Here is a 24858-nt window from a genome sequence, read left to right on the forward strand (position 1 = left end):
GTGTTCCTGGAGATGTAGACATAATTGGCATTATGCCCGCCCCTGCCCAACGGCACACCCCGCCAAGACAAATCCGCGCGTTCGCCCTAGAATGGCGGTAATTTTTTTCGGTGAAGCGATATGAACGACCAGCGCAAAGGCGACCACGCCGAACCCACCACCCATTTTGGCTATCAGGACGTGCCTGAAAGCCAGAAGGCGAAAAAAGTCGCCGAAGTGTTCCATTCGGTAGCCGCCAAGTACGACCTGATGAACGACGTGCTGTCCGGCGGCATGCACCGCCTCTGGAAGCGCTTCACCATCGAACTGTCGGGCGTACGCACCGGCAACCGCGTGCTGGACATCGCCGGCGGCACGGGGGACCTGGCCGCCAAGTTCTCGCGCCTGGTCGGCCCGACTGGCCAGGTTGTATTGGCTGACATCAACGAATCGATGCTCAAGGTGGGTCGCGACCGCCTGCTCGACCGTGGCGTGGCAGGCAATATCGAGTTTGTCCAGGCAGATGCCGAAAAGCTGCCCTTCCCCGACAACCACTTCGACTGCGTGACCATCGCCTTCGGCCTGCGCAACGTCACCCACAAGGAAGACGCCATCCGCTCGATGCTGCGGGTGCTCAAGCCTGGCGGGCGGCTGCTGGTGCTGGAATTCTCCAAACCGACCAACAAATTCATGTCCAAGGCCTACGACGCCTACTCGTTCGCCTTCATGCCGCTGGCCGGCAAGCTGATCACCAACGATTCGGAAAGCTACCGCTACCTGGCCGAGTCCATCCGCATGCACCCGGACCAGGAAACCCTCAAGGCAATGATGGTTGCAGCCGGCTTTGACCGCGTTACCTACCACAACATGACCAGCGGCATCGTTGCCGTGCACCGGGGGATCAAACCCTGATGCTGCTGGCCGGGCTGCTCGCCAGCGTGGAGCACGGGCTCAATCGCATCCTGCGCATGGACAGCACGGCCATGCCGCGCCTGGCTGCACTGGAGGGCAAGGTCATCGAGATCGACTGCCGCCAACCGGCCTTGCAGGTGTTCATCCTGCCGGATGAACAGGGGCTGATGCTCGCCAGCAGTTGGGAAGGCAGCGTTGACTGCACCCTGCGCGCCCCCGCCGGCAGCCTCGCCCAACTGGCCCTGGCCCGGGACAAAACCGCCGTGCTGCATAGCCCTCAGGTGGAGCTGCACGGTGATACCGCTGCACTGCTCGACCTGTTCGGCATCCTCCAGGATCTGGAACTGGACTGGGAACACGAGCTGCAGAACTGGCTGGGCCCCGTGCCCACTGCGCTGCTTGCAGGCCATGTTCGCCTGCGTGCCCGCTGGACACGCCAGAGCCTGGCCCGCTTGAGCCAGAGCCTGTCCGAATACCTGGCAGAAGAGTCACGTACACTGGTGGGCAAGCGCGAGGCCGAAGCGGCCTTCAGCGAAATAGACACCCTGAAGCTCGACACCGAACGCCTCGAGGCGCGCCTCAAACGCCTCTCCCGATCCCTTGATACCAGCGATAACGCATGAAGTTGCTCGCCGTCCGCCGTCTTTTCCGTATTCAGCGTGTCGTCATCCGGTACCGGCTGGACGACCTGCTGTTCGACTACCCGCTGCCTTGGTGGCTGATGAGCCTGCGCCTGCTGATGCCCTGGCGCTGGCTGCCCCGCCGCGCCAGCGAGCTGAGCCGCGGCGCACGCCTGCGCCTGGCATTGCAGGACCTGGGGCCTATTTTCATCAAGTTCGGCCAGCTGCTATCCACCCGCCGCGACCTGCTGCCCACCGACATCGCCGACGAGCTGATGCTGTTGCAGGACCGGGTACCGCCCTTCGACCCGCAGAAGGCCGTGGCACTGATCGAGGCACAACTGGGCGCCACGGTTGCCGAGGTGTTCAGCCGTTTCGACGTGGAACCCCTGGCGTCCGCTTCGGTGGCGCAGGTGCATGCCGCGCGCCTGAAAAGCGGTGAGGAAGTGGTCGTAAAGGTGGTGCGCCCCGGCCTCAAACCGGTGATCGCCGCCGACATCGCCTGGCTGTTCCTGATCGCCAAGGGCGCCGAGCGCATCTCTGCCGATGCCCGCCGCCTGCACCCGGTGGACGTGGTGTGCGACTACGAAAAAACCATCTACGACGAGCTCGACCTGCTGCGTGAGGCCGCCAACTCCAGCCAGCTGCGGCGCAACTTCGAAGGCTCCGACCTGATGTACGTGCCCCAGGTGTACTGGGACTGGTGCCGCCCCAAGGTGCTGGTGATGGAGCGCATCTACGGCGTGCCGGTCACCGACATGGCCACCCTGGCCGACCAGGGCACCGACATGAAGATGCTGGCCGAACGGGGTGTGGAGGTGTTCTTCACCCAGGTGTTCCGGGACAGTTTCTTCCACGCCGACATGCACCCGGGCAACATCTTCGTCAGCACCGTCAAGCCGTGGAGCCCGAAGTACATCGCCATCGACTGCGGCATCGTCGGCAGCCTGACCGACGAGGACCAGGACTACCTGGCGCGTAACCTGATCGCCTTCTTCAAACGCGACTACCGCCGTGTCGCCCAGTTGCACATCGACTCCGGCTGGGTGCCTGCCAACACCAAGGTCAACGAATTCGAAGCAGCAATCCGTACGGTGTGCGAGCCCATCTTCGAAAAGCCATTGAAGGACATTTCGTTCGGCCAGGTACTGATGCGCCTGTTCCAGACCGCGCGCCGCTTCAACATGGAAGTGCAGCCGCAGCTGGTGCTGTTGCAAAAGACCTTGCTCAACATCGAGGGCCTGGGCCGCCAGCTGTACCCCGAGCTGGACCTGTGGAGTACTGCCAAGCCCTACCTGGAACGCTGGATGCGCGACCGCATGAGCCCCAAGGCCGTGCTCGGCAACCTGCATAGCCAGGTCGAACAGTTGCCGCACCTGGCCAACATGACCCGCGACCTGCTGGAACGGCTCTCGCAGCCGCACCTGCACGACCCACAATTGCCTGAGCGTCGCCGCCAGGGTGACCACTGGGCACTGCGCCTGTTGGGTGCAGGCCTGTTGGGCGGCGGGGCGGTGCTGGCTACCACTGCGGCCCAGGCCGGCAGCCTGGCGGCCCCTGCGGCGTGGCCGGCCTGGCTGATGCTAGCCGCAGGCCTTTACCTGGTCGTGCGCCAATAGCCAGCCGCGCCTGCGGCTGGCACACTAGCGCAAGGGCCCGGGACAGAAACGGGCCGGCTTTGGAGTCGACGATGAAAGACTGGCTGGACGAGATCAAGTGGAACAGCGATGGCCTGGTACCGGCCATCGCCCAGGACCACAAGACCGGACGCGTACTGATGATGGCCTGGATGAACCGCGAAGCGCTGGCCCTGACGGCCGCCGAGGAACGGGCTATCTACTGGTCGCGTTCGCGTGGCAAGCTGTGGCGCAAGGGTGAAGCGTCCGGCCACGTGCAGAAGCTGCATGAAATGCGCCTGGACTGCGATGCCGACGTGATCATCCTGATGGTCGAGCAACTGGGCCATATTGCCTGCCATACCGGTCGCGAAAGCTGCTTCTACCGCGTGTATCAAGGCGGCCAGTGGAAAACCGTCGACCCGGTCCTGAAAGACCCCGATGCCATCTACAGCGCAGGACACTGACATGAGCGACACCCTCAACCGCCTGGCCGAAGTGCTGGAAGAACGCAAGCAAGCGGCTCCAGACAGCTCCTACGTGGCCAGCCTGTACCACAAGGGTTTGAACAAGATCCTCGAAAAGCTCGGTGAAGAGTCGGTGGAAACCATCATCGCCGCCAAGGACGCCGCCATCAGCAAAGACTGCAGCGATGTCATCTACGAAACAGCCGACCTGTGGTTTCACAGCCTGGTGATGCTCAGTGCCCTGGGCCAGCACCCCCAGGCTGTGCTGGATGAACTGGAGCGGCGCTTCGGCTTGTCCGGGCACGACGAGAAGGCCGCGCGCCAGCCGTCTGCCTGACGGAAACACGGCCCGTACAGGGCCAATACACATTGTTCAGGAGTACGAAATGGGTATCTTTGACTGGAAACACTGGATCGTCCTGCTGGTCGTCGTGGTGCTGGTCTTCGGCACCAAGAAGCTGAAGAACTTCGGCAGCGACCTGGGCGAGTCGATCAAGGGCTTCCGAAAGGCCATGAGCGAAGAAGAGAACAAGCCGGCCGAGCCGACGCCACCGCCAGCCCAGCCTGTTCCACCGGTGCAGCCGGTGCAGAACACTGCCCAGGCCAACCAGGGCCATACCATCGATGGTCAGGCACAGCCGGTCCACGAGCCGCAGCGGAAAGACTGACCTATGTTCGGCATCAGTTTCAGCGAGCTGCTGCTCGTCGGCCTGGTCGCGCTGCTGGTGCTCGGCCCCGAGCGCCTGCCGGGGGCGGCGCGCACGGCCGGCCTGTGGATAGGCCGCCTAAAGCGCAGCTTCAACAGCATCAAGATGGAAGTTGAGCGCGAAATCGGCGCCGACGACATCCGTCGCCAGTTGCATAACGAGCACATTCTGCAGATGGAAGAGGAAGCCAAGCGCATCCTCAACCCGAACGCGACACCCACGCAGCCCACGGTCACCACCGCCACGGTGCAGCCACCTGCGGGCCTGGAACCCAAGCCCAGCGAGCCGCCGGCCGCCCCGGCCACACCCTCCGAACCGCCACAACCGCCGCGAGTACCATGAGCGAGAACCCGGAACACGATCAGCCCATGCCGCTGGTTTCGCACCTTACCGAACTGCGCACCCGCCTGCTGCGTTGCGTGGCGGTCATTTTCCTGATTTTTGCCGGGTTGTTCTCCTTCGCCCAGCAGATCTACACCCTGGTGTCGGCGCCGCTGCGTGACCACCTGCCGGCCAACGCCACGATGATCGCCACCGACGTGGCTTCGCCGTTCCTTACCCCGTTCAAGCTGACCATGATCGTGTCGCTGTTCCTGGCGATCCCGTTCATCCTGCAGCAGATCTGGGGCTTTATCGCGCCGGGCCTGTACCGTCACGAAAAGCGCATCGCCATCCCGCTGCTGATTTCCAGCATCCTGCTGTTCTATGCCGGCATGGCCTTTGCGTATTTCCTGGTGTTTCCGCTGATATTCGGCTTCTTTGCCAGTGCAACCCCAGAAGGCGTGTCGATGATGACCGACATCGCCAGCTACCTGGACTTCGTCATGACGCTGTTCTTCGCCTTCGGCGTGGCCTTCGAAATCCCCGTGGCCGTGGTGCTGCTGGTGTGGATTGGCGTTGTGGATGTGAAGTACCTGAAAAAGATCCGCCCCTACGTCATCATCGGCTGCTTCGTGGTGGGCATGGTGCTGACACCGCCCGACATCTTCTCCCAAACGCTGCTGGCAGTGCCCATGTGGCTGTTGTTCGAAATCGGCGTGCTGTGCGGCAGCCTGATTCGCAAGCGAAGCGCAGGTGAGCCAGACGCAGGCGACCACCAAGACCAGCCGCCTGCGACCCAACCGTGAACCTGTTGCTGCTTGAGGAGGCCGACTTCGTGTCGGCCGACCGTGTGATACTCGCCGACCGGCGCTTTACCCACATGCAGCACATCCACCGCGTGGTGGAGGGTGATTCGCTGCGCGTGGGCCGCATCAGCGGCATGATGGGCAAGGCCACCGTGCTGCGCCTGGCCCCGCACGAGGCTGAGCTTGAGGTCAGCTTCGACCAGCCGCCGCCGGCCAAACTGCCGCTGACCCTGGTGCTGGCCGTGCCGCGCCCGAAAATGCTGCGCAGGCTGTTCCAGACAGTTGCCACCCTGGGCGTGCCCAGGCTCATTCTGGTGAACAGCTACAAGGTCGAGAAGAGCTTCTGGCAAACGCCGTTCCTGCACCCTGACGCCATTCGCGAGAACCTGATACTGGGGCTGGAACAGGCACGTGACACCGTACTACCCGAGGTCATCATCGAAAAGCGCTTCAAGCCGTTCGTTGAAGATCGCCTGCCCGCCATCGCAGCCGGCACCCTCGGGCTCGTCGGCCACCCCGGCCCCTACTCCGCCTGCCCACGGGCAGTGGAACAAGCAGTGACCCTGGCCATCGGCCCGGAGGGCGGCTGGATACCCTACGAGGTCGACCTGCTTGCCAACGCCGGCCTGGCGCCGGTGCAACTGGGTGATCGCATACTGCGGGTGGAAACGGCGGTCACCGCGCTCTTGTCGCGAATTTTCTGACAAGTTAGTCAGCATTTTCCACCATCAAGTTTCCCTCTCCCGGGCCGATGGCCTTGGCAACAACAATGAATCGTGCTGCCAAGCCGCCAGGGAGTTACCTATGAATCGATGGTTAACCCAGCTACTGGGAAACGTGAGCGTCATCCGCAAACTGGGGCTGGGTTTCGGCCTGGTCCTGCTGTTGACGCTGAGCACTACCCTGACTGGCTGGCACGGCATGGACAGCATCATTGGCCGCGGCGACAAGCTGGGCAACATCTCGCTGATCCAGCAATACACGCAAGAACTGCGCATCGCCCGGCAGCAGTACGAGCGCCAGCGCGACGAGGCCTCCATAGGCGAGCTGGACAAGGCCTTGGCCAACCTCGACCGGCAGGTGCAGTTGATGCTGGGGCAGATCGAGCAGCCTGCCGACCACCAGCGCCTCGAGCAGCAGCGCGATGCGGTTGCCGGTTATCAGCAGGCCTTCGTCGCGTTGAAACAGGCCGGCCAGCGCCGCGAAGCCAGCCGCCAGGTACTGGGCGACAGTGCCGACAAGGCTGTGGAGCTGATCGGCCGCGTGCAACAGCGGTTGCTCGAAGCCGGTGACATTAGCCCATACAACCAGGTGGTCACGGTCAGCAGCCTGCTGCAGCAGGCGCGCTTCCAGGTGCGCGGTTACACCTACAGCGGCAATGCCGAGTACCAGCAAACCGCGCTCAAGGCCATCGACCAGGCGGTGACAGAGCTGCGCGCACTGCCGGCCAGGCTGCCGGCCGAATACGCCGCAGGCCTGGACGACGCTGCGACCGCCATGGGCGGCTACCGCGATGCGGTGCTGCAGTTCGGCCAGGCCCAGGCGGCCAGTGCCCAGGCGTTGCAGGGCATGGTCGAACAAGGCGCCGTGCTGATGCAGACCAGCCAGGCCATGACCACCTCGCAGACAGCCGTGCGTGACGCAGCCGCCGCCCAGGCCAAAGTGCTGCTGGCCGTGGCCACCGTGCTGGCGCTGGCCCTGGGTTTGCTGGCCGCCTGGGCTATCACCCGGCAGATCATCGTGCCCCTGCGCGAGGTGCTGCGCAGTACCGAACGCGTAGCCAGCGGCGACCTCACCCTGGACGAGCAGCGCCCTCGCGGTGACGAACTGGGCCAGTTGCAAGCCAGCGTGCAGCGCATGACCCGCGGCCTGCGCGAGCTGATTGGCGGCATTGGCGACGGGGTTACCCAGATCGCCAGTGCGGCAGAGGAGCTGTCTGCAGTGACCGAGCAGACCAGTGCCGGCGTCAGCAACCAGAAGGTCGAGACCGACCAGGTCGCCACCGCCATGAACCAGATGACCGCCACCGTTCACGAGGTGGCGCGCAATGCCGAACAGGCCTCGGAGGCCGCGCTGATGGCCGACCAGCAGGCCCGTGAAGGAGACCGGGTGGTGAACGAGGCGGTGGCGCAGATCGAGCGCCTGGCCCGTGAAGTGGTCAACTCCAGCGAGGCCATGAGCCAGCTCAAGGGCGAGAGCGACAAGATCGGCAGCGTGCTGGATGTGATCAAGTCGGTGGCCCAGCAGACCAACCTGTTGGCACTCAATGCGGCCATCGAAGCTGCCCGGGCTGGTGAAGCCGGGCGCGGGTTCGCCGTGGTGGCCGACGAGGTACGCAGCCTGGCGCAACGCACCCAGCAGTCGACCGAAGAAATCGAGGAGTTGATCGCCGGCCTGCAAAGCGGCACCCAACGTGTGGCCAGCGTGATGGACAACAGCCGCCAGTTGACTGACAGCAGTGTGGAGTTGACCCGCCGCGCCGGCACTTCGCTGGATACCATCACCCGCACCGTGTCGTCGATCCAGGCCATGAACCAGCAGATCGCCACCGCCGCGGAGGAACAGACCGCCGTTGCCGAGGAAATCAACCGCAGCGTGATCAATGTGCGGGATATCTCCGACCAGACCTCGTCGGCCAGTGAGCAGACGGCCAGCTCCAGCGTGGAGCTGGCGCGGTTGGGCACGCACCTGCAGGGTTTGGTAGGCCGGTTCAGGCTATGATCCGGCAACGAGCATAGGTAATTCTTCGTACAGCACAGGGTGACGTTTCCTACCTGATTATCAGGTCAAGTCCTACACCTGCTCCGCCGATTGGCAAGGGTGTGATGCGCGCAAAGCGCCTGCATCCCCTTTCCAACCGAACGGAGACTCACCATGCTCGGCTACCTGAACCGCAAGCTCGGCAATATCAGCGTCGCAGCCAAGCTGGCCCTCGGCTTTGCCGTGGTCCTGCTGCTGACGCTGATCACCACCATCAGCGGATGGCGCGCCCTCGATGGCGCGATTGTCCGCTCACAGCAGCTCAGCGAAATAGGCCGCATCAACGACCTGACCAAGGACCTGCGCGCTGAACGCATCACTTACCGTGTGCTGAACGACGACACCAGCAAGGCACGCATCGCCAGCATTCTGGAGCAGCTGGACACCATGCTGACCACCCTGCAACAACGCAGCAGCGTGGAAGAGTCGCGGCAGATCCTCACGGACAAACTCGCCCTGCTGCAGCAACTGCGCGGCGATTTTGCCGAGCTGCAACGCACAACGGCCAGCCGCAGCACACTGCGTGAAGCCATGCAGGCGCAACAGGAACGGCTCAATGCTGCCATCGACGAGCTGGAAACCCAGGCCCTGCTGAAGATGCCAGCGGACGGCCAGCAAGGCGGCATACTGGGCATGATGGACACCCTCAGCCGCCATGTGGAAAGCGCCAACCAGCAGAGCCTGATGCCCGCCTACACCTTCTCGCCCATGGAGGATTTCGCCAAGGTGGGCGACAAGGCGCTGGACGCCGCCGACACCAGCCTTGGCCAGTTGATCAAGGCCGTGGCCCCACTGGGCCTGCCCCGCACCGTGACGGAGCTGCCAGGCAGCGAGCTGGCCAGGTACCGGGCCGCCGTTGAGCAATACAGGCGTGCAGCTGTACGCGCCGAGCAACTGCAGAACAGCATGGAGAAAAAAGGCGACGAAATGCGCGCGGTCAGCCTGGAGCTGGGCAAGCGCAAGGTGGAGCAGCGCGACCGTGAGGCGCTGGCTGCGCGTTCACTGCTTACCAGCGTCGCCCTGCTGGCGCTGGTAGTGGGTGTGATTGCCGGGTGGCTGATTACCCTGCAGATCACCCAGCCGCTGCGCCAGACCCTGGTGGTGGCGGCGCGCATCGCCAAAGGCGACCTGAGCCAGGTGGAAACCGTGCAGCGGCGTGACGAGATGGGCCAGTTGCAGACCAGCATGCGCGAAATGACCCTGAGCCTGCGCGAGCTGATTGGCGGCATCGACAAGGGTGTGGGGCAACTGTCCCAGGCTGCTACGCAACTGGCCGCCAGCAGCGAGGACACCAAGCTGCGGATCAGCCAGCAACGCGAAGAAACCGACCAGGTGGCCACCGCCATGAACCAGATGAGCGCCACGGTACAAGAGGTGGCGCAGAACGCTGAACAGGCCTCGATGGCCGCGACCAACGCGGACCAGCAGGCCCAGGAGGGCGACCAGGTGGTGGCTGAAGCCATCGGCCGTATCGAACAGCTGGCCGGGCAGATGGACCATTGCCTGGCAGCCATGCAGCACCTGGCCGGCGAAAGCCAGCGTATCGGCAGCATTCTGGACGTGATCAAGTCGGTCTCCGAACAGACCAACCTGCTGGCCCTCAATGCCGCCATCGAAGCGGCAAGGGCCGGTGAAGCCGGGCGCGGCTTCGCCGTGGTGGCCGATGAAGTACGCGGCCTGGCCCAGCGTACGTCCACCGCGACCGAAGAGATCGGCCAACTGATAGACAGCCTACACAACGGCACCGATGAAGTGACCCGGTTGCTCGACAACAGCAAGAACCTTACCGAACAGAGCGTGGAACTGAGCCGCAGGGCCGGGCATGCGTTAAGCCAGATCACCGATACGGTGTCGAGCATCCAGGGCATGAACCAGCAGATCGCCACGGCCAGCGAGCAACAAAGCGTGGTGGCCGAGCAGATCAACCGGAGCGTGCTGAATGTGCGGGATGCTTCCGATCAGACCAGCGTCGCCAGCGAGCAGACGGCCGAATCCAGCGGCGAGCTGGAACAACTCGGCCAGCAACTACGCGGGATGGTGGGGCGTTTCAACATCTGAGAGGGTGAGGCAGCCCAGGTATGGGAGCAACTGTCTTACACAAAAACTCGAGGTCGTCGCAATTCTTGTGGGAGCGGGTTTACCCGCGAATGCTCTGCCTCTGCGTTCGCGGATAAACACGCCCCCACCGGCCTCACAGTACCTGGCGCAGAAACGCCTGGGCGCGCGGGTCTTTCGGGGCCGCAAAGAACGCTGCCGGCGGCGAGTCTTCCAGCAGCTTGCCATGGTCGAAGAACAGCACCCGGTCCGCCACTTCGCGGGCAAAGCCCATTTCGTGGGTGACGCAAACCATGGTCATGCCTTCCAGGGCCAGGGTTTTCATCACATCCAGCACCTCGCCGACCATTTCCGGGTCCAGCGCCGAGGTCGGCTCGTCGAACAGCATCACCTTGGGGTCCATGGCCAGGGCCCTGGCAATGGCCACCCGCTGCTGCTGCCCGCCCGACAGCCGCGAGGGGTATTCGTTAGCCTTCTCCGCAATACCCACCTTTTGCAGCAGTGCACGGGCCTTGGCTTCGCGTTCGGCCTTGCTGCGCTTGCGCACCACCTTCTGCGCCAGGCAGAGGTTTTCCAGCACGGTCATGTGCGGGAACAGGTTGAAGTGCTGAAACACCATGCCGACTTCACGGCGGTAGGCGTTGATATCGGTTTTCGGGTCAGCCAACGGCAGCCCATCGATGGCTACATGGCCCTGGTCGAAATGCTCCAGGCCATTGAGGCAGCGCAGGAAGGTGGACTTGCCAGACCCCGACGGGCCCAGCACCACCACTACCTCGCCCTTGGCCACTTGCGTGGAAACGTTATCCACAGCCCGCACCACGTGGCCACGGGTGTCGAATACCTTCAGCAGGTCACGAACTTCAATCACTTTGCGCAAGCCTCCGCTCAAGCCGGCTGGCGATGTGCGACAGCGGCAGGTTGATCAGCAGGTACAGGCCTGCCACGCAGAACCAGATCTCGAAGGTGGAGAACGACGTAGTAATGGCTTCGCGACCACTCTTGGTCAGCTCGGTGATGGCGATCACCGATACCAGCGAGGTGTCCTTGACCAAGCTGATGAACTGCCCGGCCAACGGGGGCAGTACACGCTTGAACGCCTGCGGCAGGATGACGTGGCGCATCGACTGCGCGCCGTTCAGGCCCAGCGAGCGGGCTGCTTCGTTCTGGCCCTTGGCGATCGACTGCACACCCGCGCGGACAATTTCTGCCACGTAGGCGCCGGTGAACAGCGCCAGCGCGGCGACACCGGCGAACTCGCGGGACAGGTTGAGCACCGTGCCGATGAAGAAGTAGAAGATGAAGATCTGCACCAGCAGCGGCGTGCCGCGTACCAGCTCTACGTAGACAGTCGACAGGTCGTGCAGGGTGGGGTTTGTGGACAACCGGCACAACCCGGCGAACAGGCCGATTACCAGGCCTAGCGCCCCGGACACCACCGAAATCCACAAGGTGGTCCACAAGCCCCAGGCCAGCGGGCCGGCAGCCCAATGGCGGGTGACACCAATCTGGTCGCCTTCGGCGACATCGTCGCCCCGGCTCAATTGCAGGCTGTCCCTGGCCACTTCCAGCACCTGCTGGTCGCCGTTTTCATCCTTGAGGGTAACGCGGGCGTTGTCGCCGGCCACGACGATATCCTGCACGGTGCCATAACCGGCTGCGCGCTGTACGTCTTCGGCCTGGTAGGCGAAGTACTGCGGCACGCGGTTCCAGCGCCACTCGTAGGAAATCATCGAGGTGGCCATGTACAGGCTGAACGCCAGGCCCACCAGCACCAGCGCGGTCAGGCCATGCCAGGGCCACCGGGCTTTGTTGTGTTTGATCACGGGGTTACTCCAGAAAACGGCAAGCCGCAAGCCACAGGCTGCAGGCAGAAACGGTCGGCGTCTGCCTGCAACCTGCAGCTTGCGGCCTGAGGATGCCTCTTATTCCATGTCCTTCAGCCAGTCCTTGTTCTTGAACCACTTGTCGTGGATACGATCGTAGGTCCCGTCATGCTTGATCTGGTGCAGGAAGTTGTTGATGAAGTTGATGCTGTCGTAGTCGCCCTTCTTCAGGCCGAAGGCCAGCGGCTCGTAGGTGAAGGGTTCTTCGAGGAACAGCAGCTTGCCAGCACCGGCCTTCTCCACAGCCACCACGTTGTACGGTGCGTCGTAGACGAAAGCATCTGCCTTGCCGTTGACCACGTCCATGACCGCTTCCTGCTCGTTGTCATAGCCATGGTACTTGGCTTTGCCGATCAGCTTCTTGGCGACCATTTCGCCAGTGGTGCCCAGCTTGGAGGTGAGGCGATACTTCTCGTTGTTCAGGTCTTTGTACGATTTGATCTCGCCGGCCAGCTCCTTGCGAATCAGCAGGGTCTGCCCCACGACGATGAAGGGTTCGCTGAAGTTCAGGCGCAGGTTGCGCTCCTGGGTCAGGGTCATGCCGCTGCCGATCATGTCGAACTTGTCGGTCAGCAGGGCTGGGATGATGCCGTCGTAGGCCGTGGAAACCGCCTCGAACTTCACGCCCATCGACTTGGCCATGGCCTTGAGGATGTCCACCTCGAAGCCGATGATCTCGCCGCGCTTGTTGGTCATCTGGAACGGCATGTAGGTTGGGTCCATGCCCACCCGCAAGGTACCGCGCTTGACCGCTTCGTCGATGGCGCCTGCCTGTACGGCCGTTACGGCGACCAGGGCGGTAACACCCACCAGCAGTCGCGAAAGGTATTTCTTGAACATCACCAAGTCCCCTGGAAATAAAAGTAGCGAATCTTTTTTATTGGCACGGCCGTACTGGCCGCTGCGTACTGTCGGAGAGGGATGCTAACGCATGGTGGGCTGGGGACCTAGAGCTGGCGGGGACTTTGTTGGCCAAAATCAGCCTGGGCCCTGAAAAGCTTCGCGGGTAAACCCGCGCCTACAGGATGTGTGGATAACCCTGTAGGAGCGGGTTTACCCGCGAAGAAGCCTGTCAGGCGAGTGCCGGTTGGCCTTCGTTCTCCGGGTGCAGCGGCAGCAGCGGCGAATGCGGGTCGTTCTTGATCGACGCACGCCATGCATCGATCCAGGCCGCATTGTGTTCGGCCCATACCTGCTCGTGCAGGCGGGTCAACGCCACCGGGTCGCTGAGCAACGCCAGGCGGGTGTTGAGGTCCAGCCCCTTCGGGCCAACCTCCATCGCCTTGGCCACCCGCTCAACGCGCAATGCTTCGATGGGCGCTGCCTGACCGTGGCGCGCGGTGGCCATGGCGCAGGCCAGGGCATTCTGGCGTGGGTCGACCACTGCCCGCACGAAGCCGTCATGCAGGGCATGCCAGCGGTTCTCGTGGGTGTACTGGTCGGTGGCCAGCAGCTCCTGCGGCGTGGCGTATTCTTCCGGGATGAGGAACAGCTTCTCATCCTTGGCCGCCAGGCCCAGGCGCGTGCGGCTGGAAATCACCGACACAGGGATCGACAGCACCAGCGAACCGACGATTGGCGCCAGCCACCACAGGAAGCTCGGGTTCAGCCACGCCACCAGCCCAGCCCAGGCAAAGCCCAGCAGGGTTTGCGGGCCATGACGGCGTAGCGCTTCGCTCCACGGGGTGGAGTCGTCATCGCGCTGCGGCGAGTTCCAGGTCGCCGCCCAGCCCAGGAACGCGGCCAGCACGAACCGGGTGTGGAAGATCATGCGCACCGGTGCCAGCAGCATGGAGAACAGCATCTCCATCAGCATCGACAGGGTGACCTTGATGCGCCCCCCGAACTCGGTGGCGCCCTTGGCCCAGATCAGGATCACGCTGAGCAGCTTGGGCAAGAACAGCAACACGATGGTGGTGGAGAACAGCGCAACGGCTTTTTCCGGGTGCCACTGGGGCCACAACGGGTACAGCTGGTAGGGCTCGATGAAGTACTGCGGCTCCATCAGCGTGTTGGTGGCCAGCAACGCGGTGGACAGCACCAGGAACAGGAACCACAACGGTGCCGACAGGTACGACATCACCCCGGTGAGGAACACCGCACGGTGCACCGGGTGCATGCCCTTCACCAGGAACAGGCGGAAGTTCATCAGGTTGCCGTGGCACCAGCGGCGGTCGCGCTTGAGCTCGTCCAGCAGGTTGGGCGGCAGCTCTTCATAACTGCCTGGCAGGTCGTAGGCGATCCATACCCCCCAACCGGCACGGCGCATCAGCGCTGCCTCGACGAAGTCGTGGGACAGGATCGCACCGGCGAACGCACCCTTGCCGGGCAACGGCGCCAGGGCGCAGTGCTCGATGAAGGGCTTCATGCGAATGATCGCGTTATGCCCCCAGTAGTGCGACTCACCCAGCTGCCAGAAGTGCAGGCCGGCGGTGAACAGTGGGCCGTATACACGGGTAGCGAACTGCTGCATGCGCGCGTACAGGGTGTCCATGCCAGAGGCCTTGGGCCCGGTCTGGATGATACCGGCATCCGGGTTGGCCTCCATCAGGCGCACCAGGCTGCTCAGGCATTCGCCGCTCATCACGCTGTCGGCGTCGAGCACGACCATGTACTTGTAGTCGGCGCCCCACCGACGGCAGAAGTCGTCGAGGTTGCCGCTCTTGCGCTTCACCCGGCGCCGACGGCGGCGGTAGAAGATACGGCCGAAGCCTTTGGTTTCACGGCACACATCCAGCCAGGCCTGTTGCTCGGCCACGGCGATGTCGGTGTCGTTGGTATCGCTGAGCACGAAGAAGTCGAAACGGTCGAGGTTGCCGCTGGCCGCCACCGACTCGAAGGTGGCGCGCAAGCCGGCGAACACCCGGGGTACGTCTTCGTTGCAAATCGGCATCACCAGCGCAGTACGCGCGTCGGCAGCGATCGGCTCGTTACCGGCACTGCTGCCGGAAATCTTGTACTTGTCGCGCCCGGTCAGCAGCTCGAGGAAGCCCATGAGCGCCGTCCAGAAACCTGCGGACACCCAGCAGAACAGGATGCCGAACAGGATCAGGATGGACGTCTGCAACGCATACGGCCACACCTGCACCACGGTGTCCCACAGGGGCTGGCGGGTGACTTCGTCCAGGTCGACGAACGACCAGCCCTGGTACGGCAGGATGCTCTTCATGTACCAGCCGGCGACAAGGGTCTGGCCGATCATGAGGGTGAGCAGGATGTACCGGCGGATGGAGCCCACCGTGCGCCAACGCGCTGCCGGCAGCTCGCGCTTGGGTGGCTGCGGCGCATTGGGGCGCCCTGTCATGCGCCGCCACAGGCGCACCAGCACGTTGGTGCGCCAGGGCTCTGGCACCACCTTGGTGCGGTTGATCGGCGGGGCGATCTTCAGGCGCAGGCGGCCACTGCCATCGACACTGAGCATCTCGGCGTCTTCAAGCTCGGCCGCATTGCCCACGGTCAGGCGCGAGCCCACCGAGGCCTGCACGGCCTCGGCAGGGCTGGCGTGGGGGGTGGCAGCCAGGCGTTGGTGCAGCTCGCTGAATGACGTGCAGCTGGCAAGCTCTGCTCGCTGCTCGTCACTCAGGGGGAGGTGGGCCAGGTACTCGCCAAGCGATACCGGCCTTGCGTTTGAGTTACTCATCGGCAGGCAACTGGTAGCTCCAGGTCTCGGTCAGCACCTTCTCGGTGGTGGCCGGGGCCCCGGTGGTGGGCGCCGCCTCGGCGGCAGGTTGTTCGGCCTTGGTCGCCTTGCCGGCCTTGGCATGCTTGGCAGCAGCCTTGTCCTGCTTGGTTTCCTGGGCAGGTGCGGCAGCTTCTACCGGCACATCACGCACCAGTGCGGCACGCATCTCGGTCGCTTTATTGGCATCCTTCACCTTGAGCCGCAACGTCAGGCGCCAGCCCTTGGTTTCAGGGTTGTAGCGCAGGTTGTTTTCCACAACTTCGGCGTTGTCGCCCACGCTGATCTGGCTGCGCACCGGGGTGTCTTCCGGCAGAGCAGCCAGCGCAGGGCCGGCAAAGTCGACCAGGAAGGCAACGCTGCCATCCGGCTGACGGATCAGGTTGGACTGTTTCACATCACCGGTGGAGCGCAGGGTCTGCTTCACCCAGCCCAACTCAGGGGCCTGGAATTTGGGCTCGTCGATGGTCCAGTGCAGGCGGTAGGCATAGTCCATGGCTTCGCCCGGCTCAGGCAGTTTTTCCGGGCTCCAGAACGCAACGATGTTGTCGTTGGTTTCGTCGGCGGTCGGGATCTCCACCAGGTCGACGGAGCCTTTGCCCCAGTCACCCTTGGGCTCGATCCACGCGCTTGGGCGCTTCTGATAGTTGTCGTCCAGGTCTTCGAAGTCGCTGAAGGCACGCTGGCGCTGCATCAGGCCGAAACCGCGCGGGTTTTCCACGCTGAAGTTGCTGACCGACAAGTGCTTGGGATTGTTCAGCGGGCGCCACAGCCATTCACCGTTGCCGGCGTGAATCGACAGGCCTTCGGAGTCATGCAGTGCCGGGCGATAGTTCAGCACCTTGGAGGGCTGGTTAGGGCCAAACAGGTACATGCTGGTCAGCGGTGCGATGCCCAGGCGGCTGACGTGGTCACGCAGGTAAACACGCGATTGCACGTCTACCACCGTGTCGTTGCCAGGGCGCAGGGTGAGCTTGTAGGCGCCGGTGGAACGCGGCGAGTCCAGCAGGGCATAGATGACCAGGTGCTTGTCGGCCGGCTGGGGCTTCTCGACCCAGAACTCGGTGAAGCGCGGGAACTCCTCCCCCGACGGCAGCGCGGTGTCGATGGCCAGGCCACGGGCCGACAGGCCGTACACATGGCCCTTGCCGACCACACGGAAGTAGCTGGCGCCAAGCAGGGTCATGATTTCATCCTGCTTGTCGGCCTTGTTGATCGGGTACAGCACGCGGAAACCGGCGTAACCGAGGTTCTTGGTGGCGTCGGCGTCATGCGGGACGTCGCCGAACTCGAACCGGCTCGGGTCGTACTTGATTTCCTCGACCTTGGTGGCGGTGACCTCGTTGATCTTCACCGGGGTGTCGAAGTGCATGCCCTGGTGGTAGAAGGACAGCTTGAACGGCGTCTTGTCGTTGGCCCACTCGGCCTTTTCCTGCAGGAAATGAATCTTCTGGTAGTCCGCGAACTTCATATCGCGGAACACGGCCGGCAGGTTGCTTTTGGGGGCTTCGTACTTCTGGCCGGCCAGATCCTTTGCCTTGGCTGCAACATCGTCAAGATTGAATGCCCATAGCTGGCCCGCGCTCATCAGGCCGACCAACGCCACGCTGGCCATCAGCGCCTTGCGTAGCCGGACGCCAGGGATTCTTGATGCTTTTTGGGGACTAACAATCACGAGCAACCCTCGCCGAAAACAGATCATGAAACCAACGGCCAGCGACAAATGCCGGGTTGGCGAGCACTGTTCGGACCCCGTAAGGGCGTAATGATTCCCCAAACGGATCCAGACATTGCTCGAGTCAGAGTGAAACGAACCTGCGAACGCAGGCCCATGCAGCGCGCGATTATCCAGCAGGTCGCGTGACAACGCATCAGGCTGCAACAACTATTTATCGTACAAAACCCCTTGTTTTCCCAATGGGCAGGGGTTTTTTAACCTCAAATTTGTAACATTAATGTTACAGGGCCATCATTCACCAGGTGCACCTGCATATCTGCACCAAATTGGCCCGTCGCAACCTCGGGGTGGCTGGCCTTGGCCCGCTCCACCAGGTAGTCGAACAGCTCGGCGCCAAGCGCAGGTGGCGCCGCAGTGGAAAAGCTCGGGCGCATGCCATTACGGGTATCCGCTGCCAGGGTGAACTGCGACACCAGCAGCAAGCCACCGCCCACGTCTTTGAGCGAGCGGTTCATCTTGCCCTGCTCATCGCTGAACACACGGTAGTTCAACAGCTTGTGCAACAGCTTGTCGGCCTGTTCGCGGGAATCTTCAGGCTCGACAGCCACCAACACCAGCAGCCCCTGGTCGATGGCACCTACCACCTGCCCCGCCACTTCCACGCGCGCACCGCGCACCCGCTGCAGCAGGCCTTTCATGCTTCTTCCAGGGGCAGGTCCAGCAGGCGCCGGGCCATCTGGTCGGCAGCCCGCACCAGGGCGTCGGTGATACCGGGCTCGGAGGCGGCATGGCCAGCATCGCGGATGACCTTGAGCTCACTGTTGGGCCAGGCCTGGTGCAATGCCCAGGCGTTGTCCAGCGGGCAGATGACGTCGTAGCGACCATGCACGATCACTGCCGGCAGATGGGCGATTTTAGGCACATCGCGAATCAGCTGGTCGGGCTCGAGGAACGCATTGTTTATGAAGTAATGGCATTCGATGCGGGCAATCGACAGCGCCCGCTGCGGCTCCGAGAAGCGGTCCACTACCAGCGGGTTGGGGCGCAGGGTGGCCGTACGGCCCTCCCAGGTAGACCAGGCCTTGGCCGCGTGCATCTGGGCGATCTGGTCGCTGCCGGTCAGGCGCTTGTGGAACGCCGCCACCAGGTCGCCGCGTTCTTCGGGCGGGATCGGGGCCACGTAGTCTTGCCAGTAATCCGGGAACAGGCGGCTGGCGCCCTCCTGGTAGAACCACTGAATTTCCTGCGGCCGGCACAGGAAGATGCCCCGCAGGATCAGGCCGTGAACACGCTCGGGGTGAGTCTGGGCGTAGGCCAGCGCCAGGGTGGAACCCCAGGAGCCGCCGAACAGCACCCATTTATCGATGCCCAGGTGCTCGCGGATACGCTCCATGTCCTCGACCAGGTGCCAGGTGGTGTTGTTTTCCAGGCTGGCGTGTGGCGTGGAGCGGCCACAACCGCGCTGGTCGAAGGTGATGATGCGGTACAGGTTGGGGTCGAAGTAGCAACGGCTCTGAGCGTCGCAACCGGCGCCTGGCCCGCCGTGGATGAACACCACCGGCAACCCCTCCGGCGAGCCGCTTTCATCAACGTACAACACGTGCGGCGCTTCCACGGCCAGATCGTGCCGGGCGTAGGGTTTGATCTGCGGGTAGAGGGTCTGCATTGCGCACTCCGTGTGAGGATGGTTCGGCCGTGGGCCATCATAAACCTGAATTGCAGTTTCGGCACCGTCCCCGCTTACCTGAGCCACTACCAGGCCACAGATATCTACCTCCTACCGGCGCAACCGGCCAGCGACAGTGCCCTGTCATCTCCGAAGGGCTCCCCCATGCCAACAGCAGCCACCGAACAACCCACCTTTCACGCTGCCACCCTTGAACGCCAGGTGCCTGCCTGGCTCAAGGCCGCACCGCCGGCCATCCACCAGGCCATGCGCAACTGGCACCTCGCCCCCGCCTGGCTGACGCCAGCGCTTGCCCAGCAAACCGATGTAGCAAGGGCGTGGCAGGCAGAGCACGCCCGCCACCGTGACAATCAGGCGCAGGTGCAACAGCTGTTCACGCAACTGCCCGACCTGGAACGCTTCGCCTGTGACCTGCTGAGCGACGCCATCAAGCAGCGATTCGGGCTGGAGCTGGACGTACGCACCACCTACCTCATCGATGCGCGGCAGATCGACAGCGCCACGGCTGGCGACAGCCGCCAGGCCGTTGACCGCGCCACCCGCTCGCTGCTGCAGTGTGCGCTGCACAACTTCGAACAAGCCGCTGCCGAGCCTGGCGGGATGGACGCACCCGCAGGCATGCTGAAAAAATCGGTCATCGTCGACCACCGCCGCTACATGGGCAGCGTGCCCATCACCAACGCGCTGGCGATCTCTGCCGAAGACTTCGCCGGGCTATGCCGCACGCTCGACATCGGTGGCAAGTACCACGAGCTGGTGCATGCCATTTACTACCCAGGCTCCGATGAAGCGGCGCTGGCCGTTTACCGCTGCCTGGGCAATGCGCAGGTGTCGGCGTTTCGCCAGGCACTGCATTTCGCCAGGCTCAAGGGCGATATCAGCCGGGCGCTGTATACCGCTGCACTGGGAGTACCCCTGGACCAGCCACCCTCGGCCAATGCCAGTGTGCACTTCAGCCTCGTGCAGCTTTGGGAAACGGAATTGACCGGCGTGCTGCTGGTGACACTGCGCACCGACGGCCATCAGGCCGTCGCCTTGTACATCCCCGAGGATGAGGCAACGCCGTTGAAGGAGTTCCCGACGCTCGAGGCGTTGCACTCGGCGCTGCGGGACCGGCTGCTGGCCGACATCACCTACCTCGACCGGCACATACCCGACCGTGACCAGGCTTCTACCATCAGCCGCCTGCGGGACCGGCTGACACCCCTGCAGTGGAGCGAGCGCGGCATACGTGAGCGGGCGCCGGCACCCCATGCCGAGTTGTATCCGGTTGCCCAACCCCTGCGCCATACGTTCCAGGGCGCCATGGCCTTCCAGCGCGCCCAGCGCCATGAGATGGACGTGCTGTACCACGCCATACCCACACAAATCGTCGACCGCCGCTCGGCACAGGCGCACCGGCAGTTGATTGCCGGGCGAGTACTGGGTGCACTGAACATCGCCGGCTTTGTCATCCCGGGCCTGGGCGAGCTGATGCTTGCTGTATGCGTGGCCCAGCTGGCACATGAGGTGTACGAAGGGATCGACGCCTGGCACAACGACGAGCGCGACACTGCCTACGGTTACTTGGTGGACGTTGTCGAGAACGTCGCCGCCATGGCCGCCTTTGCCGTTGCCGCCAATGTGATCAAGGGCCAGGGAGGCACGCCTGGTGCCCCACCCGCTCCGGTAGCCACGCCGTCCTTCATCGAGGAACTGCACGAAGTCGAAACAACCGACGGCCAGCTGTGCCTGTGGAAGCCGGACCTCACCCCCTACCGCAGCCAGCAACCGCTGCCGCCTGAGCTTGAGCCCGACTCGCTTGGCCTGCGTCACTACCAGGGCCGGAGCTGGCTGGCCCTGGAGGGCAACCACTATGCCGTCGGCCGCTCGCCAGACACCGGTGACTATTACGTGGAGCATCCGCACACACCCGGCCGCTATCGACCGCCCCTGCGACACAATGGGGCTGGCGCATGGCTGCACGTCATAGACCAGCCGCGCAACTGGTCGGGTATCGCTTTGCTGCATCGCGCCGGGCATCTGAGCGCTCACTTCGATGCACCAACCCTGCGCCGCATTCTTGCTGTCAGCGGCGTTTCCGAAGACGCGTTACGCCGGTCGCTGGCAGAAAGCCTGCCGCTGCCGGCCTTGCTGCAAGACACCCTGCAACGCTTCAAACTGGACCAGGCAGTACGCCTACAAGCCGACGCCACCACCTGGGCCACCCGTTTCAGCGAAGCCTACGCGGCCCTTGGTAACCCGACAGGCGCCGACGCCCAGGCCATCCAGCGAGCGTATCCGGCGCTGCCGAAGGCGGTGAGCGAAGAAGTGGCCGCCGCGCTCAGCAGCGCCGAGCGCGACATGCTGGCCCACAGCAAAGTCCCGTTGCGTGTAGCAGAAGAAATCCGCGTTTATCAGCAGCAGGTACGCCTGGCCCGCGCGTATGAGGGTCTTCACCTGGCGTGCGTGCGCACCTGGGACAGCGACCGTCTGATCCTCGAAACCCTGGCACAGCTGCCAGGCTGGCCTGGCGGCACACGGCTACGCCTGCTGCAGCGCAGCACCTGGCCTGCGGCGGAACATGCGGTAGGCGGTGAAGGCGATGGGGCGTACGTCACCATCACCCATGCACGGGCTGGCTACATCGTTCACGAATACAGCCAGCCGGGTGCTGCAATCGTACTGCACCCCAATCTGTACGCCGCCTTGCACCAGGCATTGCCGCAGGCCATGGCGCAGATGGGGGTGGCCCATCCGCAAGCACTGCAACGGTTGCTGCAGGAGCGCCCCCCACTGCCCCGCGCCGCTCTACGAGCGGTGCTGGGGATGCAGCCCGTGCGGCCCGGGTATCGCTCGCCGATGCGCCTGGCCGACGGCAGGCTGGGTTACCGCCTTGGTGGAGGTGGCCCGGCCACACAGAGCGTGGGGCGCCAGGCATTGCTCACGGCAGCGCAGGCGGCAGGCCTTGCCGCGGATGACAGGTCGGCTGAACAGGCCCTGCAAGCGCTGGCCAGCAGGGGGCTATCCCAGCGGCAGATGCTCGACCACTTGCAGACCTTGCTCGAACAACGCCACGAACTGATCAGCCGCCTGGACGACTGGGGCGAAGCCATCACACCGGCCTCCGACCAGGCTGCGCGCAGTTACGACAACCTGCGCGAGGCCATCCTGCAGCATTGGCAGGCCACCGCGTTGCAGGCCAGCAGCACGCCCACGATCAACCTACGGGTAACCCAGGTTCCACTGGCCGATATACCGCTGACCCTGCCTGACTTCTTCAACGCTCAGGTGCGCAGCCTGAGCCTGGTCGACCTGCCATCCGGCGCCCTGTCGGGCTGGGCGCAGAACGAGCGCCTGTTGCAACGCCTGCTGCGCCAGATGCCGAACATCGAGGCGCTGGAAATCACCCGCCCCTATGATCCCAGGGCAACGCCTTCGTTTTTTCTGTTCAGCATCCCCACCATTGCCGAACAACTGCCGGGCTTGCAGCGCCTGGTACTGACCAACCAGAACATCGCGTTTTCCGAAAGTGACGTGAACCTGCTGGCAGGCCTGGGCCAGTTGCGTTACCTGGACCTCAGTGGCAACCGCCTGGCCCAGAACAACAGCCCAAGCTTCCATGAGCTGACCCTGGATTACCTCGGGCTGAACCAGATGCAGCTTTCCCAGTGGCCAATTGGTATCGGCAGCGACGCCTTGGCCCGCATCACCCACCTGTCACTGCGCGACAACAACCTCAGGGCACTGCCCGCGTTTCTGCTCAACGAGGCAGAGGCCCTGACCAGCCCGCCGGTGATTTCGCTGCAAGGCAACGCCATCAACGAAACCCACTTGCAGCGCCTGCTGCTGAACGAGCGCATGGACGCCTCCGGCATCAGCACCGACCAACCGGCGACGCTGGCCGAACGCCTGGCACGCCTGCGCGAAGAGCGGCAACAGATGCGAGACGCCATCGACGGCTGGGCCCAGGCCTCCAGCTCCAGCAACCCACTGACCCAGGCTGCCCTGGAAGACAGGCAGCGCATACAGGCAGCTGTCACGCAGTTCTGGGAGCAGCAGGAGCAAGGGCAGCATTACCTGCGCCTGCAACTGGAAGACGTCGCCATCGCCAACTTTCCGCGGCGCCTGCCGCCGTTCTTCGGCGAGCGGGTACGGGCACTGAGCCTGACGCGGCTGCAGGGGTCCGCGACACAGCTCGATGAACTGCTGAGCCGGTTCCCCAACATCACGCGCCTCACGATCGACAGCCATCAGGAAGCCACGGGGGCACTAGCATCTACCTTGGTACGCCTGCCCCGCCTCACGCACCTGGAGTTCCGCAACATGGGGCTGGAGGTTGACCAGACCATGCTGGAAGCCTTTGCGCGCCTGGAGCACCTGACATCGCTCGATCTATCCGGTAACCGCTCGGCAGCCATCGCCCAGGTGCCCACCCGGCTGGCCCACAACCTGCAATCGCTGACCCTGGCCAACATGAACCTGCAGGGCTGGCCAAACTGGTGCGACAGCCTGCTGCCGCTGGAGTTGCTGGACCTGAGCAACAACAACATCGCTCAGTTGCCCGAGCACATTCTCTCGAACCTGAACAACCCCATGCCGATTTCCTCCATTGCGCTGTTCGACAACCCACTGCCCCTGGAAACCATCCTGCGCGTGCGCACCTTCTCGGACAGCCAGCACAGCTACTCCTTCGCCCTGGACATTCCGGAAAACCTGATGCTGGTGGACAGTTCCAGCGAAGGCTCACTCGACCACCCGCACTTCCCGCTGATGGGCGACGACATGCCCCGGCTGGAAGACTGGCTGCTGGGCAGCGAAGCGCAGAACACAGCACTGCAGGACAGCTGGCAAACCCTGGGCGGGAGCCCCCTACTGCGCCTGGTGGGCCGCTTGCGCAACGCGGCACCGTATGTAGCACCGGGTACCCGCGGCAGTTTTTGCGAGCGGGTGCGGATGATGCTGGTGCTGGCAGCGAGCAACGAACGCGAACGCCCGGTGATGGAGGCGATTGCCGAAGCGGCCCTGCCCGACCCTGAAAGCGGCGCGCAGACGTGCCACGACGGGGCGCTGCAGGAGTTCAACAACATCGAGCTGTACCTGATGGGGCAACGCCTGCTGATCGAGGCAGGCGACACGCTGCAGGCCATGCGTCAGCGCCTGCTGCAGCTGTTCCGTATCGAACAGCTCGAACGCCTGGCCAGCCAGCGTTCCAGGCAGGGTGACCTGGTCTCGGTGCGCCTGGCCTACCGCCGGGAGCTGGCACGGGAACTGGACCTGCCGATCGCCGACGGCATGCGTTTTCGCAGTGCGGCCAACCTGGCCCCTGACGAGATTTCCGAAGTGCTGGAAGCAGTACGGCGCAGCGAACGGGGCCAGCCGCTGATCGACTACCTGATGGCCAACGATGACTGGACGGCACGGCTGCGCGGGGAATACGCCGAACGCTTTGCCGAGATCCAGGCGCACTTGCGCGAGCGTGTACTGGCGCTGGCTAGCCTGGACTATCCCCTGGCCCAGGAGCTGGACCTGCAAGGTGCCTTGCAGGCCGCCGCGGTACAAGAGGCGCTGGAACTGCTGCGGGACCTGACGATTGCGCAGGTCAATCAGACATAACGCACCGCAACTCATCGCAAGCTCTTACGGACCTGCACATGACATATTGATTTAGCAGGGACCTGTGTGGGAGCGGCTTCAGCCGCGAAC

The 24858-nt window shown here is 63.8% G+C and carries 19 protein-coding genes and 1 pseudogene; 13 read left to right on the plus strand and 7 right to left on the minus strand.

The annotated features are described in order from the left end of the window. Positions 1 to 120 precede the first annotated feature (120 nt). The 12 genes and pseudogenes from ubiE to PPA02S_RS15515 all read left to right on the plus strand — a co-directional run bounded on the left by ubiE (position 121) and on the right by PPA02S_RS15515 (position 10246). Positions 121 to 891 (plus strand): bifunctional demethylmenaquinone methyltransferase/2-methoxy-6-polyprenyl-1,4-benzoquinol methylase UbiE, encoded by a 771-nt coding sequence (gene ubiE, locus PPA02S_RS15465; protein ID WP_028631941.1) that lies wholly within the window; start codon positions 121 to 123, stop codon positions 889 to 891. Next, complete coding sequence (locus tag PPA02S_RS15470; protein ID WP_028631942.1) at positions 891 to 1514, plus strand: ubiquinone biosynthesis accessory factor UbiJ; 624 nt, start codon at positions 891 to 893, stop codon at positions 1512 to 1514. Before ubiE ends, PPA02S_RS15470 begins: the two co-directional genes overlap by 1 nt. After that, on the plus strand, positions 1511 to 3130 hold the full coding sequence (gene ubiB, locus PPA02S_RS15475; protein ID WP_028631943.1) for a ubiquinone biosynthesis regulatory protein kinase UbiB: 1620 nt from the start codon (positions 1511 to 1513) through the stop codon (positions 3128 to 3130). Before PPA02S_RS15470 ends, ubiB begins: the two co-directional genes overlap by 4 nt. Positions 3131 to 3201: 71 nt before the next feature. Further along, the gene (gene hisI, locus PPA02S_RS15480; protein ID WP_028631944.1) at positions 3202 to 3594 is read left to right on the plus strand and encodes a phosphoribosyl-AMP cyclohydrolase; all 393 of its coding nucleotides are present in this window, start codon (positions 3202 to 3204) and stop codon (positions 3592 to 3594) included. A gap of 1 nt (position 3595) precedes the next feature. After that, a complete protein-coding gene (locus PPA02S_RS15485) occupies positions 3596 to 3931 on the plus strand; it encodes a phosphoribosyl-ATP diphosphatase (protein ID WP_028631945.1) in 336 nt (111 codons plus the stop codon). A gap of 49 nt (positions 3932 to 3980) precedes the next feature. Then, entirely contained in the window at positions 3981 to 4262 is a 282-nt protein-coding gene (locus tag PPA02S_RS15490) for a twin-arginine translocase TatA/TatE family subunit (protein ID WP_028631946.1), read from the plus strand. Positions 4263 to 4265: 3 nt separating this feature from the next. Then, positions 4266 to 4643 (plus strand): Sec-independent protein translocase protein TatB, encoded by a 378-nt coding sequence (gene tatB / locus PPA02S_RS15495; RefSeq protein ID WP_028631947.1) that lies wholly within the window; start codon positions 4266 to 4268, stop codon positions 4641 to 4643. Beyond that, entirely contained in the window at positions 4640 to 5428 is a 789-nt protein-coding gene (tatC, locus tag PPA02S_RS15500) for a twin-arginine translocase subunit TatC (protein WP_028631948.1), read from the plus strand. Before tatB ends, tatC begins: the two co-directional genes overlap by 4 nt. Next, positions 5425 to 6132, plus strand: a complete 708-nt coding sequence (locus PPA02S_RS15505) for a 16S rRNA (uracil(1498)-N(3))-methyltransferase (RefSeq protein ID WP_028631949.1) — start codon at positions 5425 to 5427, stop codon at positions 6130 to 6132. The genes tatC and PPA02S_RS15505 overlap by 4 nt, the downstream gene beginning before the upstream one ends. Before the next feature lie 217 nt (positions 6133 to 6349). Beyond that, positions 6350 to 7294: pseudogene (locus PPA02S_RS23675) on the plus strand (methyl-accepting chemotaxis protein); the annotation flags it as partial. Positions 7295 to 7435: 141 nt separating this feature from the next. After that, the gene (locus tag PPA02S_RS23680) at positions 7436 to 8149 is read left to right on the plus strand and encodes a methyl-accepting chemotaxis protein (RefSeq protein ID WP_371262488.1); all 714 of its coding nucleotides are present in this window, start codon (positions 7436 to 7438) and stop codon (positions 8147 to 8149) included. A 153-nt stretch (positions 8150 to 8302) separates the two neighbouring features. Next, positions 8303 to 10246, plus strand: coding sequence for a methyl-accepting chemotaxis protein (locus PPA02S_RS15515; protein ID WP_028631951.1), 1944 nt, complete (start codon positions 8303 to 8305; stop codon positions 10244 to 10246). Positions 10247 to 10379: 133 nt separating this feature from the next. On the opposite strand, the gene PPA02S_RS15520 is transcribed toward PPA02S_RS15515, so the two are convergent. The 7 genes from PPA02S_RS15520 to pip form a co-directional block, all read right to left on the minus strand. Continuing rightward, positions 10380 to 11114, minus strand: a complete 735-nt coding sequence (locus PPA02S_RS15520) for an amino acid ABC transporter ATP-binding protein (RefSeq protein ID WP_028631952.1) — start codon at positions 11112 to 11114, stop codon at positions 10380 to 10382. Further along, entirely contained in the window at positions 11107 to 12069 is a 963-nt protein-coding gene (locus PPA02S_RS15525; RefSeq protein ID WP_028631953.1) for an amino acid ABC transporter permease, read from the minus strand. Before PPA02S_RS15525 ends, PPA02S_RS15520 begins: the two co-directional genes overlap by 8 nt. Before the next feature lie 99 nt (positions 12070 to 12168). Then, on the minus strand, positions 12169 to 12969 hold the full coding sequence (locus tag PPA02S_RS15530) for a transporter substrate-binding domain-containing protein (RefSeq protein ID WP_028631954.1): 801 nt from the start codon (positions 12967 to 12969) through the stop codon (positions 12169 to 12171). Positions 12970 to 13201: 232 nt separating this feature from the next. Continuing rightward, positions 13202 to 15769 carry a glucans biosynthesis glucosyltransferase MdoH gene (gene mdoH, locus PPA02S_RS15535; protein ID WP_028631955.1) on the minus strand — a complete coding sequence of 856 codons (2568 nt, stop codon included), beginning with the start codon at positions 15767 to 15769 and terminating at the stop codon, positions 13202 to 13204. After that, positions 15762 to 17483, minus strand: a complete 1722-nt coding sequence (locus tag PPA02S_RS15540) for a glucan biosynthesis protein G (protein WP_211230851.1) — start codon at positions 17481 to 17483, stop codon at positions 15762 to 15764. Before PPA02S_RS15540 ends, mdoH begins: the two co-directional genes overlap by 8 nt. A 263-nt stretch (positions 17484 to 17746) precedes the next feature. Further along, complete coding sequence (gene dtd, locus PPA02S_RS15545) at positions 17747 to 18184, minus strand: D-aminoacyl-tRNA deacylase (RefSeq protein WP_028631957.1); 438 nt, start codon at positions 18182 to 18184, stop codon at positions 17747 to 17749. Beyond that, positions 18181 to 19152 (minus strand): prolyl aminopeptidase, encoded by a 972-nt coding sequence (pip, locus tag PPA02S_RS15550; protein WP_028631958.1) that lies wholly within the window; start codon positions 19150 to 19152, stop codon positions 18181 to 18183. The genes dtd and pip overlap by 4 nt, the downstream gene beginning before the upstream one ends. A 165-nt stretch (positions 19153 to 19317) precedes the next feature. On the opposite strand from pip, the gene PPA02S_RS15555 reads away from it, so the two are divergent. Continuing rightward, entirely contained in the window at positions 19318 to 24768 is a 5451-nt protein-coding gene (locus PPA02S_RS15555; RefSeq protein ID WP_245614714.1) for a dermonecrotic toxin domain-containing protein, read from the plus strand. The last annotated feature ends 90 nt before the right edge of the window (positions 24769 to 24858 follow it).

This window comes from Pseudomonas parafulva NBRC 16636 = DSM 17004 (assembly GCF_000730645.1).
GTDB lineage: Bacteria > Pseudomonadota > Gammaproteobacteria > Pseudomonadales > Pseudomonadaceae > Aquipseudomonas > Aquipseudomonas parafulva.

What these genes read in the sequence shown, in the direction of transcription:
- ubiE (WP_028631941.1), top strand. Translation starts at nt 121, where the DNA reads ATGAACGACCAGCGCAAAGGCGACCACGCCGAACCCACCACCCATTTT.
- PPA02S_RS15470 (WP_028631942.1), top strand. Translation starts at nt 891, where the DNA reads ATGCTGCTGGCCGGGCTGCTCGCCAGCGTGGAGCACGGGCTCAATCGC.
- ubiB (WP_028631943.1), top strand. Translation starts at nt 1,511, where the DNA reads ATGAAGTTGCTCGCCGTCCGCCGTCTTTTCCGTATTCAGCGTGTCGTC.
- hisI (WP_028631944.1), top strand. Translation starts at nt 3,202, where the DNA reads ATGAAAGACTGGCTGGACGAGATCAAGTGGAACAGCGATGGCCTGGTA.
- PPA02S_RS15485 (WP_028631945.1), top strand. Translation starts at nt 3,596, where the DNA reads ATGAGCGACACCCTCAACCGCCTGGCCGAAGTGCTGGAAGAACGCAAG.
- PPA02S_RS15490 (WP_028631946.1), top strand. Translation starts at nt 3,981, where the DNA reads ATGGGTATCTTTGACTGGAAACACTGGATCGTCCTGCTGGTCGTCGTG.
- tatB (WP_028631947.1), top strand. Translation starts at nt 4,266, where the DNA reads ATGTTCGGCATCAGTTTCAGCGAGCTGCTGCTCGTCGGCCTGGTCGCG.
- tatC (WP_028631948.1), top strand. Translation starts at nt 4,640, where the DNA reads ATGAGCGAGAACCCGGAACACGATCAGCCCATGCCGCTGGTTTCGCAC.
- PPA02S_RS23680 (WP_371262488.1), top strand. Translation starts at nt 7,436, where the DNA reads ATGAACCAGATGACCGCCACCGTTCACGAGGTGGCGCGCAATGCCGAA.
- PPA02S_RS15515 (WP_028631951.1), top strand. Translation starts at nt 8,303, where the DNA reads ATGCTCGGCTACCTGAACCGCAAGCTCGGCAATATCAGCGTCGCAGCC.
- PPA02S_RS15530 (WP_028631954.1), bottom strand. Translation starts at nt 12,969, where the DNA reads ATGTTCAAGAAATACCTTTCGCGACTGCTGGTGGGTGTTACCGCCCTG.
- mdoH (WP_028631955.1), bottom strand. Translation starts at nt 15,769, where the DNA reads ATGAGTAACTCAAACGCAAGGCCGGTATCGCTTGGCGAGTACCTGGCC.
- dtd (WP_028631957.1), bottom strand. Translation starts at nt 18,184, where the DNA reads ATGAAAGGCCTGCTGCAGCGGGTGCGCGGTGCGCGCGTGGAAGTGGCG.
- pip (WP_028631958.1), bottom strand. Translation starts at nt 19,152, where the DNA reads ATGCAGACCCTCTACCCGCAGATCAAACCCTACGCCCGGCACGATCTG.
- PPA02S_RS15555 (WP_245614714.1), top strand. Translation starts at nt 19,318, where the DNA reads ATGCCAACAGCAGCCACCGAACAACCCACCTTTCACGCTGCCACCCTT.